The organism is Pseudogemmobacter bohemicus, from assembly GCF_003290025.1.
In the GTDB taxonomy this organism is placed as follows: domain Bacteria; phylum Pseudomonadota; class Alphaproteobacteria; order Rhodobacterales; family Rhodobacteraceae; genus Pseudogemmobacter; species Pseudogemmobacter bohemicus.
Genome location: NZ_QNHG01000005.1, coordinates 230,830 through 241,797 on the forward strand (window position 1 = coordinate 230,830; position 10,968 = coordinate 241,797).

Genomic DNA, 10,968 nt, shown 5'->3' on the forward strand with positions numbered 1-10,968 from the left:
AGCGGAATCCCTTTTGTCAACACGACCTAGCGACAGGCCCTCTACGATTGAAGCGAACCAGGAACCTGACCTGCCTTCCAGAGGAAAGCTCTGATATGTCGATCCCGTTCAGTGCACTCATGTGGGCAAAGATCTGCCTTGGATAGCATCCTGACTGAATAAAGAAGTAATCATCCCGAACCGACGCTATCGAACCAGTTTGCTGCGCGATGAATTGATCAATAATGCCTTCTTCCGGGTTGGGTCGTTTACGATAGTCTCCGCCCGAACGGGCGCTGACCTCATCGAACAGGCTCCGACATTCTTCGATTTTTCCAGCCCAGAAAAGATAGCAAGCATGGAAGAACCTAGCATCAATTGCATGATCCCCGACGCCGTAACTGGCACCGAAGTGACCTTCAATCTCAGGCGAAGTTGTTCGGTTGTATTCGACAAGCCTCATAGCCAGAGCTAGATGAAGTTGTTTATCTGATGTAAACCGTTGCAGGCCAGATCGGAGCGTATCGATGGAGATTGCGACCTCTCCACCAGCTGCTTGAACTTGGGCAAGGCGCAGAAAAACACCAGCATTCTGCGACTTCAGAGACGTGGCTTGTTGCAGAACACGCTTTGCCCTGCCCTCGTCGCCGAGGCGCTGCCACAATCTCCCCTCCGCAGATGGAAACTCTGCTTCTCCGGGAAAATCGCGACGCGCCTTATCTAAGCGCTCCTTCGCTTCAGCGACCTTCCTATCGAACTCTATAATCATATATTCTTTGGGATCTTCAGGAATCGCGCGCAGAAGATCGATTACTTCATCGATAAGAAGATTGCAAAAAGTTAGCGATTTTCTGGGGTCGTTAATCGTGATCTCGTTAAGAAATCTGCGCGATTGCGCTCTAAGCTGTTCGGCTCTTACCTGGGATACTGCCACATTTGCCTTGCGGCGTGAAACCTCCGCAAGCGTATGTACATATATGTGGTTGCTTTGATCTATTGCCCGAGCGGTCTGAGCCAATTCCTCCGCGGCATCCAGAGAACCCTTCCCATGATGCATTTCAAGGATCGCTGCCTGCTGGAATAGAAAAGCGCTCTCTGGAAGTGCGGCCGTGGCAATTTCAAAAATCTCTCTTGCGTGCTCGATACTGGAGAAACTCTTCGCGATATTCCGCCCCTTGCATATGTTTTCCAGTACTCGTCTGTCTGATGAATACCCAGGATCCAGCCCCCCTACTATTCTAGAAAGCTGTACTGAACGAGCCTCGTCGGTCTCGCAAACGGCGCGGAATACGATTTCTGCAACGTGTGAATGCCGAGTTTCGTATCCTTGATCTCCAGTAAAACGATCGTCGGTTACGCGAACAATGTCCGTGAGCGGCTTGATAAAGTCTGATTTAAAGTCTTCAAAACGGATGCCGCTGATTCTTGAAATAGCCCCTGCTCGCGCCGTTACTCCGAACTGATGCATCGTGGCAATATCAAGATACAAACTCCTCGCGGCGTCTCCTAGAACTCTGTTGAACTCATCAAGAATGATCTGCTCGAAGGGTTTACCCTGCGTGAGTTCATGGAGAGCAACAAGGAGTTGCCGGTCAGCGCGGTCTTGACTCAGAAAGGCTTCAATCTGCTCAGTTCTACTTAGGTTTGTCAGCTGCCCAAGGCATCGGTGTCTTGCCAGAAGATCAACTAAGTTCTCTACTTCACGCTCGCTTAGCCTTCTTAGCGTAGATGTGGTTGGCAGGAATGCATCAAGACCACCGCAGTAGGCTGCCCACTCTGCCTCGCGTTCGGACACGATAACTGTTACCTGAACGTTTTTTCTCTTTAAGGACTGCAGTGCTCGTTCAAGTTCTTCCGCATGAAGCGAAACGTGATCAACAAAAATAAAAAGGCGTAGTCCACTAAGAGACCAAAGCTCTTCGATAATCTCGGCCCTCAATATTCCATTAGGCTTGAGCCATAGAACAAACTGATCCAGCGCTGTTGCTGCATCGAATGCAGCCCTGCGAAGTGCGATAGTCTTGCCTGAGCCAGCTGCGCCCTCTAGGACAAACATCCTCACTGCAGCACTCTCAGGACCAACATCCACCGCAGCGTATAGCAAGTCTTCACCAAGCTTCCGCGCAAAATCATACTTACGAATGATTCCCGACCAACCATGGTCGTATCCGGAATAGAAGCCTTCAGCCGATACCTCATCAAATGGCATTGCTGCATGAATATAGTCGAAGTCTCGATCAAGGGCTTCAACGAGCTGATCAGATGGATGGCCGTTTTTGAGATGCTTCAGGTAGGGTCGGCTCCCAGAATTAACGGGGGGCGCGAGAGCGCGAAAAAGTTGTGGAACGCAATAGTCCAATGCGTCCATAAATCCAGAGAAGGTTGTCGAAATTACTTCGACCCCCTTCTTATCCCAGAACCTGACATCATGCTCATCTCCGCCTGGAGAAACTATGTACCAGCGTGGACGGCGGGCTGGATCGATCTTGTAGATAAGATCTCGGATATGAGGGTCAGCTAGACGGTAGCCGATAAATATTAGTACGGAAGACTGCGCCCAATCACGTAGGCGATTGAACAAGAGGTCGCGCCCTTTCTCATAAGTTGAATAGTGCTCATTCGAAAGCACAAGCGGTACATCGCGATCCAGGCGGTGATCCAAGCATCCATGAAGCTTAAGAAGGGGGACGGGGTTTCTTTCATCCCTAAGCCGATCCTCATAGGGTTCATCATTCTTCACAAATGGAACACAAGTCTGGAGTGCAGTTGAGTTTACGTCGTACCCTTGCTCAATAAATCTATCGTAGTTCGTTGTTGCTAGGCCCCGCCACCGGAAGTCAGCTAACCTTTCGTGCGCTTTTGAGGTCGCAAAATCTTTAAACTGGCGTGCAACTTCGTCAAAAACCTGTGGCTCTCCGGTTCCAGCGTTGATGGCCATTTCGGCAACTGTTGCGAGATCCCGTTTTTCATTATTCGTCCCAAGGAACTTCGAGGCCAGATGATCTCGTAGTTCGTCGGCGCTTGGCGGGCGCCCCCCATCGGAGCTCCGGCATTCCATCGATGCTCCAGCACCAAAAACGATTACCGCACGCCCTTCTTTCACCGCTTCTGACAAGACGTGAGGAAGGTTTAATCTCATCTTCGACTTACCTGATGCGGTCATTCTGATCCTCTAGTCGAAAGGGCGAAGCTTGTCGGTCATTCTGAGAGAAAACTCATGGCAGAATCCAGTTACATCAGCGGTGAATGAATCTAACCTGAACATTCTCTCAAACTCAACTGGCCTTCGCCCTGTCATGAATTCTCCTGTCAACAGTCCCTCCCTCGCACCTAGTTGTGTTTTGGCGCGCTGAGAGAGATGCAACGGCATCCCCGGCATCCCCGGCAGCGCTGCGTCAAACGTGCTCGATCACGCCTGACGCCCTTTCAGGCGGCTTTCCGCCCGACACGGGTCAGGGGGGCAAAGGGATCGCTGCCTCGCGCTCAAATGGCCGCTTTCTCGAGTTTGCTGCTGGTGCCATGCTGCACTGCCGCCAGACGGCTTTCCGCCCTTTGGGCGGTCTAAGCGCACTCGCTGGAGGCGGGGCTACAAGCACATGAAGCAGCAGATCCGCCCGCGAAGCTGAGGGCATTGTCTTTGCCGGACTCCGGCAGCTCATCGAAGCGATAGACCGTGATCTCGATGATCGACGCATCACGCGGCCCTCCGCTGCAGAAATGCCAATTGCGCGGCATCACGCCAGAACGGATCGACCAGGCGCCCTTCGGTTGCGGTCGCTTGCCGGCGCAAAGCAATGGCTTCGGCGTGTTTGCCCAGATCGGCGAAATGCTGCGCTTCAACGCGCTGGCTGCAGGCCAAGGTGACCACCGCCCGCGCTTCAGAATCGCTGGCGACGGGCTGGCACCAGGTCACCTGCCGGTTTGAGACTTCGCCGGCGAGCACCAACCCCTGATCGGAATCAACCACCACGATCAGCTGCGGCGTGAAGCCGAGCGCGGGATCATCGCCACAGGCAATGTCGCCGCTTCCAAGGCGCGTTGACACCTGCATCATCGCGCCCACCAGGCTGTCACAGGTGCCGAGGGAGACGCTGCGCTCGAACGCCCACTGCTCGAGATCCGGAACGAGATAGCGCGCCTCACCGGAACAGGTGACAGTCAGAGGGGTGCGCTGCGCCAGTCGAAGCTGTGCAAGGGTCTGGCTGATCAGCACCTGCCCGGCGGACAGGAACCCTGCAGTTGAGCCAGAATAGGACATCGCGGGCTCTCCACGACGGGCAGCGGAAGCCTCTCTCCCACCTCAAGACCCGTCGCGTTACCCCGCCCCACCTCTCCCTCCCGGCCGCGCACCAGGCACGCGCGGCCGGGATCATCGGAAACGAGACTCAATCATCGCCAGCGGTCAGAACTTGATGCCGCGCGGGATCGACAACAAACCCGAACAGACCGGGTTCATACTCGGCCGACGGGATAAGGAAGCCGCGGCGCTCGACGCCCTGACCACGCTTCGCTCCCGGCGTAGCCGTCGTTTCCACGAAACCGGGAACGCGATCCGAACTGACCGCCGAGATCACAATCCAGTCCGCAGCGTGCTGACGCTCGAAAAGCAGACGATCCCGCTCCCGGGATTCGCCGGGCTGAAGGGAGCGGCCATGTATGGCCTCCCAGGCGTCCGGACAGTGATTGCGCAGTGTCTCATCGGACAGGCGGCGTTCATAGGCTGTGAACAGTTCCGGCAGCGCCTGCGCAACCGCTGCCCATTCGGCGTCTTCCTCGTAGAACCCCGACGAGGACCGCAGCTGCTTGTGCACACGGGCATTCTGCTCTGGCGCAAGCTTGAACCCACCGTGCCCGGCGGTGGAATGGCAGAGCACACCTTCACCATAGATCGTCGCGCCCTGCGACACGCCCCAAGGCGTGCCGGCCCGAGAGCCAACTTCACGCCGCCCGAGTGCCGCGCGTTCACGCTGGTGTTCTGCGTTCTCCGCAACCAGCGCCCGGAAAGCGGTCTCGTCGGCCACATCGCCGGAATGACCGTAGAAGTCACCACGTCGCCAAGTGTCGAGCGGGCGAGAAAGCCGCCAGCCTGTCGCCAGGAAATACTGCCCTTGCCGGGTCGGGACCATGGCAAAGGCAGTGTCACCGACACGTGCGACCAGCAGGCCGTCGGCGCTGCGGCCAAACTCGACCACGAGGAGCGGCCGGGAGGGGGAGGCGGATGTGATCGAAACTGTGGTGTTCATCCTGTGACCGCCTCCACGGCGTCGATGTCTTGGCCATTCAGCACGGCGTTCAGCCATTCATGCGTGCTGATCCAGCCGATGCTCTTGCGGGCACCGAGATCAATGACATGCGCACCTCCCCCGAAAGCCTCGACCCTGGGCCGAGAACAGGTGTGAGCGAAGTCGAACCCCCAGAGGCCGGTGAGATTCAGGTCTTCGGCAAGGCGCAGCACGAAGTTGATGACGCCCTCGACATCGCCCTGATCGTCATCATGGATCCAGAGGTGCGAGCCGCTCGGCCCGTCCTGCTGGGCAAGATCGAAGCCGTTGAACGCTGGCTCATCGGCGTCTGCCTCTTCGGCGCGCAGGCGGTGGAACAGCGCCATCGCCTTGGCGGCATTCTCAGGCGATCCCGCATCAAGCAGGCAGGAAAAGTGGGTGAAGTAGTCGGCCATGACAGGCTCCTTGTCAGAAATGGAAAACCCGGCGCGAGGCCGGGACTAGTTGGGATTGGGGTGGAAGAGGCGATCAGGTGCCCGGGGATCTGGGAGAACCTTGCGGCGCGGCGGCCGCATGGGCGGCCAGCATCTGGCGGTAGAACCGCCGCCGGGCGAGCCTGAGACCGGGATCCTTGCGGATAGTGGGATGGAAGGCACGGGCCGCGGCGCGCAGAACTGTGAACGCTGCGGCATCAGCTGTCAGGCCGAGAAGGGGATAAAATGGATCAGGTGCCGGGTCCGGCGCAGCTGGCAACGGCTCAATCTCGGCCTCGATCTTTGGGGTGCGCCCCATCCAGGGTTCGGGGCGGATCGACCGCGCCCAGTCAGCAAAGCTCGGGATGTGGCCGAGATCCTCGCGGACATGCTGCTCTCCCACCCAACGGGTCGGGATCACACGGCCGGAGGAGAGAGTCAGCGTCTTGCCGAACACGGTTTCCAGCAGGAAGATACCTTCGGCATGGTGGCGCAAAGCTCGGTGCCGGAAGTCAGCAAGGATCAGTTTCGAGGCATCAAACCAGGAATGCAGCTCGATGTAATCCTCGACCACGCCGCCCCACTTTTTCACGGAGGACAGGGCGTGATGATAGGGATGTGCCATGTTCCCCGCCCTCAGAAGCTGTGGTTGAATTGCTCGGACGAGGTGAACCGCTCATTGTAATCGAGCAGGATCGTCGCGGCCTCGGCGTCGAAATGGAACTCGCCGAACGCGCCGTCGCAGTTCTCCCAGCCACCATGGCTGTCCGACAGGAGGTCATAGGCCAAGGACTCGACGGCCTCGGAGAGCGACATGGTGTTGGTCGCAATCTCGGTGACGCCCCAGCTGACCTGTGCGAGCGTGATTTCCGTGTCCGGCATCGGCACCGCGGTATCGCCGCAGCGGGCGTCGATGTCTTCGACCTGCCCGCTGTCGCCGGCACCATCGAAGGTGACGATGATCTCGGTGATCCCGGCAGCGCGCATGGCCGCGAACAGGGCCTCCTTATTCTGTGCCATTGCGGTGGTGTTGAGCGTCTGATGCGCCAATTGCGAGGCATCAAACTGTGCCATGACGGCCGCCAGACTGGTTTCCGGGGAGGCTGCGATGTCTTGGGACATGGGATTTCTCCTGAGAGCAATGGGACGGATGAAGCCGACCGGCGCTCTCTCTGGGACCGGAAGGCTCGCCCTTCCCGGATCCTTCCTCGACCTCTCCCCTGCCGGGTTCATCCCGGCTCCGCTGCGCGGCGCGCGCCACGGGCGGGTGATCGCGCGACCCCGGTGGACGGCGCGGCCCACCGCGCGAGGGCCGCCCGAAGGGGGTGAGGCGCTTGCGCGCCTCAGCCGAAGGGGTCGATCTCGATGGCGTTGAGGCTCTCATCGCCATCGTATTCATCGGCGGGCATGGCGGCATGGCTGCCATCGCCGGCCTGAAACACGACGATCACGACCATCAGCGAAGCGGCGAGGCTGGCGGCGAAAGCGGTGGCATCCTTCTTGGACATGGGACTGGCTCCTGTCTTTGGAGACGAGGGACCATCCCCCGCTCGACAGGCGCCCGAAGTGTCTGACCGGATCTGCAATCACCCTCGGGCGTTCGGACTCTTTCCGAATCCCCGAGGGCGGCACGCAAAGCATCAAGCCGACCCCTTGTGGGTTGATTCCAAAGAGACGGATCAGACCAAGGTTTGCGAATGGAAGCGGGGATGGGGCTTTGGCTCTGACAGGGGCCTGATCCCGTGACGGGATGCCTCCGCTGCCGCCGGCGTCGGAGCAAGATGGGCCCGTTCTTCGTCGTGTTGAAGCCGGTGAAATCCGGACCGCAAATTGAAGATGAATATTTTGGCGGAGCCGCTCACGACCGTCGGCTCCAAGCATAGAGCCATGCCGCTCACAAAGGCATCGGAGAAGACCACCACGGCGATACCCGGGGATACGGGTCCGAGAACAGCCAGCCAGCATTTAGCTCAGACTCGCAATTCACCCCTGGCATTGCTCCGGGGGGGTTGATCAGGCACAAGAGCGGTCATGAGTGATCATATTGGCAGCAAATCCAGCGCAGCGCTTTTCCCGCTGCTGATCGGGACCAGGGCACGCCATGTGTCCGGGTTGCCCGTGCGCTGAGCATGCGCTGACCGCCGGGCAACCCCAGACCATTCCCCTGCAACACATCAGACCGGCACCCTGAAGGGGCCGAGGGATTTGTCATGACACTCTGGACTGAACTGGCCCGCGCCTCGACAGAGGCGGGCGACGAAATCCTGCTGCGCAAGCGCAGCGACATATACGAGATCCGCTTCAACGGCATCGAGTTGATGTCCAACATCATGTGGCGCTCCGAAGCTGTGCTGGCCGAACGCAGCCTGCGGCGGCTTGGCGGCGCGCATCGTCCCCGCCTGCTGATTGGCGGGCTCGGGATGGGGTTTACCCTGCGGACGGCGCTCGATCTCTCGCCCCCCGATGCGCAGGTCACAGTCTGCGAGCTGATCCCGGCGATTGCCGAATGGAATCGCGGGGTTCTGGCCCCGCTGGCCGATCATCCGCTGCGTGATCCGCGCGTGGACCTGAGGGTCATGGATGTCATGGACCTGCTTTCCGAAAGCGGCCCGGGCTTCGATGTGATCCTGATGGATACCGACAATGGGCCGGATTTCCTGGTCCGCGATAACAATCAGCGCCTATACGGACAAACCGGTCTGAACGCTGTACAGGAGGCGCTGCGACCGGGCGGGATTGCCGCCTTCTGGTCCGCAGAAATCTCCGAAGCCTTCGAAGACAGGCTCAACGAACTTGGCTGGGACTGGCAGCGCGAGGACGTGCAATTGCCCGGCGGGCGGGTGGATGCCTTCCACCATATCTATCTGGCGCGGCAGTTCCAAGGTGAGCGAGTATCGCCTGGGTTGGCGGTCGCGGGCCATATTCCGCCCGCTCTGGTCTTGGCCCAACCGACAGGACCGGACATAAGCTGACCTAAGTCAACTCGGAGCATTGCCCTGGACAGTGAAGCATTTCTGCTTGCGGTCGCATTTCTGGCGGTCGCTCTGGTCTATGCGGCGGTCGGGCAAGCGGGCGCTTCCGGTTATGTCGCGATCATGGGCGTGGCGGGCTTTGAACCGCTCGCCATGAAGACGACGGCGCTTTCGCTGAACCTCCTCGTCGCGGCAATCGGCACGGCCCTTTTTCTTCGAAATGGCCGGTTGTCGTGGCGCAATGTCTGGCCCTTTGCCATCCTCGGGTTCCCCTTCGCGATGCTGGGGGGTGCCATCCATCTGCCGGAAACCCTCTATTTCCCGGTAGTCGGGGCCGTTCTGATCCTGTCTGCGCTGCAGATGGCCCGATCAGCCGTTATCGCCAGACCACCCGGCACGGAATCCCCGGTCACGCCGCCCTTCATGGCAGCACTCGTGACCGGGGCCGTCATTGGTTTTGTGTCGGGAACAACGGGAACGGGCGGCGGCGTATTCCTGGCCCCCGTCATTCTGGGCATGAACTGGGCCACTGCACGCCAGACAGCGGCGACCACGGCCGTGTACAACCTTCTGAACTCGGCCGCAGCGCTGATTGGCGCCTATGCCGCCTGGGACCAGATGCCGTCATCCATGCCCGACTGGCTCTGTGCAGTCGCAATTGGTGGGTTGGTCGGAGCCTGGGTCGGCAGCCGCTTCCTGTCGGATCGTTGGCTGCGTGGCATCCTCTCGGTCCTGCTGTTCGCATCAGGAGTCAAGCTGATCTGGTAGCGGTGCGCCCCAAGGGCTCACGCGTCCCGCGGCATAATAAGCTCCGCCGCAATATCACGTTCCCGCGCCGAAAGGCGGTCAACAATGGTGGCCGAGGCCGCATTCATCCCGCTGACTTCGACCGTTGCACCAGCGGCGCGGAGCTTCATCACGACGGCGTCCAGTGCCTGCACCGAGGAAATGTCCCAGATATGCGCATCGGTGACGTCGATCAGCACGCGCTGCGGCACGTTATGGTAATCGAAAGCGCCGCTGAAATCCTCGACCGAGCCATAGAAGAGCTGTCCTTCTATGCGATAGCTGCGCGTGTCGCCATCATTGCTGACGGTTACCCTGAACAACTGCGCGATCTTGGCGGCGAAGAACAGGCCCGAGAGCAGCACGCCCACCCCGACGCCAATGGCGAGGTTGTGGGTCCAGATCACCGCCGCCACCGTGGCCAGCATCACCACCGAGCTTGATCGGGGATGCGTGCGCAGATTGCCAAGCGACGCCCATGAAAACGTCCCGATCGAAACCATCACCATGATCGCCACCAGCGCCGGCATCGGGATCAGGCTGACCCAATCGCCAAGGCTGACGCAGAAGGTCAGCAGCATCACCCCGGCAAAGCCGCAGGACAGCCGCCCGCGCCCGCCGGATTTGACGTTGATCATGCTCTGCCCGATCATCGCGCATCCGGCCATGCCGCCGATGAAGCCGGTGCCGAAATTCGCCAAACCTTGACCGATGCATTCCTGATTGCGGTCGGATTTCGTGTCGGTGATCTCATCGATCAGGTTCGCGGTCATCAGGCTTTCCAGCAGGCCCACGACAGCGACCGCCAGCGCATAGGGGAAGATGATCCCCAGCGTCTCAAGGTTCAGCGGCACATCGGGCAGCAGGAAGACCGGCAGCGTGTCGGGCAGCGCGCCCATATCGCCGACATTGCGCACATCAAGATCCAGCGCCAGCACCAGCGCCGTCAGCACGATGATGGTGACCAGAGGCGAGGGAATGGCGGTGGTCAGGCGCGGGAAGAGGTAGATGATCGCCAGACCAAGCGCGACGAGCGGATAGGTCAGCATCGGCACCTTTGTCGGGTCCAGTTCCGGCAGCTGCGCCAGAAAGATCAGGATCGCCAAGGCGTTGACAAAGCCGGTCATCACCGATTTCGACACATAGCGCATAACAAAGCCCAGCTTCAGCAGGCCCATGCCGATCTGCAAAAGCCCCGCCAGAACGGTCGCGGCCAGCAGATATTGCAGCCCATGTTCCTTGACCAACGTCACCATCAGAACCGCTGTCGCGGCGGTCGCGGCCGAGATCATGCCGGGCCGCCCACCGGCAATCGCCGTGATGAGGGCAATGGAAAAGCTGGCGTAAAGCCCGACTTTCGGATCGACGCCCGCGATGATCGAAAAGGCAATCGCCTCGGGGATCAGGGCCAGGGCCACCACAAGGCCGGACAGCAGATCGGGGCGGATGTTGCCAAACCATTGCTGGCGGTAGGCAGCGAGAGAAATCATGCGGAATGTCCTGACCGGCCCACGGAAGCCGGCTTCTCAAAGCTAT

At 59.5% G+C, this 10,968-nt stretch carries 9 protein-coding genes and 1 pseudogene; 2 read left to right on the forward strand and 8 right to left on the reverse strand.

The window, feature by feature from the left end:
• Positions 1–16: 16 nt before the first annotated feature.
• From DRF71_RS23510 to DRF71_RS28265, 7 genes and pseudogenes are all read right to left on the reverse strand, one after another.
• On the reverse strand, positions 17–3,142 hold the full coding sequence (locus DRF71_RS23510; RefSeq protein ID WP_112312952.1) for a P-loop NTPase: 3,126 nt from the start codon (positions 3,140–3,142) through the stop codon (positions 17–19).
• A 531-nt stretch (positions 3,143–3,673) separates the two neighbouring features.
• Entirely contained in the window at positions 3,674–4,237 is a 564-nt protein-coding gene (locus DRF71_RS23515) for a hypothetical protein (RefSeq protein ID WP_112312953.1), read from the reverse strand.
• 127 nt (positions 4,238–4,364) lie between these two features.
• A complete protein-coding gene (locus DRF71_RS23520; RefSeq protein ID WP_112312954.1) occupies positions 4,365–5,222 on the reverse strand; it encodes a DUF7007 domain-containing protein in 858 nt (285 codons plus the stop codon).
• Positions 5,219–5,656 carry a hypothetical protein gene (locus DRF71_RS23525; protein ID WP_112312955.1) on the reverse strand — a complete coding sequence of 146 codons (438 nt, stop codon included), beginning with the start codon at positions 5,654–5,656 and terminating at the stop codon, positions 5,219–5,221. The genes DRF71_RS23520 and DRF71_RS23525 overlap by 4 nt, the downstream gene beginning before the upstream one ends.
• 283 nt (positions 5,657–5,939) lie before the next feature.
• Positions 5,940–6,299, reverse strand: a pseudogene (locus DRF71_RS23530) (DUF6915 family protein); the annotation flags it as partial.
• An 11-nt stretch (positions 6,300–6,310) separates the two neighbouring features.
• Complete coding sequence (locus tag DRF71_RS23535) at positions 6,311–6,796, reverse strand: DUF6878 family protein (RefSeq protein WP_112312956.1); 486 nt, start codon at positions 6,794–6,796, stop codon at positions 6,311–6,313.
• Positions 6,797–7,017: 221 nt separating this feature from the next.
• Positions 7,018–7,182 (reverse strand): hypothetical protein, encoded by a 165-nt coding sequence (locus DRF71_RS28265; RefSeq protein WP_198672340.1) that lies wholly within the window; start codon positions 7,180–7,182, stop codon positions 7,018–7,020.
• A 702-nt stretch (positions 7,183–7,884) separates the two neighbouring features.
• Here DRF71_RS28265 and DRF71_RS23540 point away from each other — a divergent pair.
• Both DRF71_RS23540 and DRF71_RS23545 read left to right on the forward strand, forming a co-directional pair.
• Positions 7,885–8,646, forward strand: a complete 762-nt coding sequence (locus DRF71_RS23540) for a polyamine aminopropyltransferase (protein WP_198672341.1) — start codon at positions 7,885–7,887, stop codon at positions 8,644–8,646.
• Positions 8,647–8,718: 72 nt separating this feature from the next.
• Positions 8,719–9,414, forward strand: a complete 696-nt coding sequence (locus DRF71_RS23545; protein ID WP_232831666.1) for a sulfite exporter TauE/SafE family protein — start codon at positions 8,719–8,721, stop codon at positions 9,412–9,414.
• 17 nt (positions 9,415–9,431) lie between these two features.
• On the opposite strand, the gene DRF71_RS23550 is transcribed toward DRF71_RS23545, so the two are convergent.
• The gene (locus DRF71_RS23550; protein ID WP_112312958.1) at positions 9,432–10,922 is read right to left on the reverse strand and encodes a SulP family inorganic anion transporter; all 1,491 of its coding nucleotides are present in this window, start codon (positions 10,920–10,922) and stop codon (positions 9,432–9,434) included.
• Between the last annotated feature and the right edge of the window lie 46 nt (positions 10,923–10,968).

Bases quoted from the DNA above. Each gene is read 5' to 3' on its own strand.
- DRF71_RS23550 (WP_112312958.1), bottom strand. From the start codon at position 10,922: ATGATTTCTCTCGCTGCCTACCGCCAGCAATGGTTTGGCAACATCCGC.
- DRF71_RS23510 (WP_112312952.1), bottom strand. From the start codon at position 3,142: ATGACCGCATCAGGTAAGTCGAAGATGAGATTAAACCTTCCTCACGTC.
- DRF71_RS23535 (WP_112312956.1), bottom strand. From the start codon at position 6,796: ATGTCCCAAGACATCGCAGCCTCCCCGGAAACCAGTCTGGCGGCCGTC.
- DRF71_RS28265 (WP_198672340.1), bottom strand. From the start codon at position 7,182: ATGTCCAAGAAGGATGCCACCGCTTTCGCCGCCAGCCTCGCCGCTTCG.
- DRF71_RS23515 (WP_112312953.1), bottom strand. From the start codon at position 4,237: ATGTCCTATTCTGGCTCAACTGCAGGGTTCCTGTCCGCCGGGCAGGTG.
- DRF71_RS23520 (WP_112312954.1), bottom strand. From the start codon at position 5,222: ATGAACACCACAGTTTCGATCACATCCGCCTCCCCCTCCCGGCCGCTC.
- DRF71_RS23525 (WP_112312955.1), bottom strand. From the start codon at position 5,656: ATGGCCGACTACTTCACCCACTTTTCCTGCCTGCTTGATGCGGGATCG.
- DRF71_RS23540 (WP_198672341.1), top strand. From the start codon at position 7,885: ATGACACTCTGGACTGAACTGGCCCGCGCCTCGACAGAGGCGGGCGAC.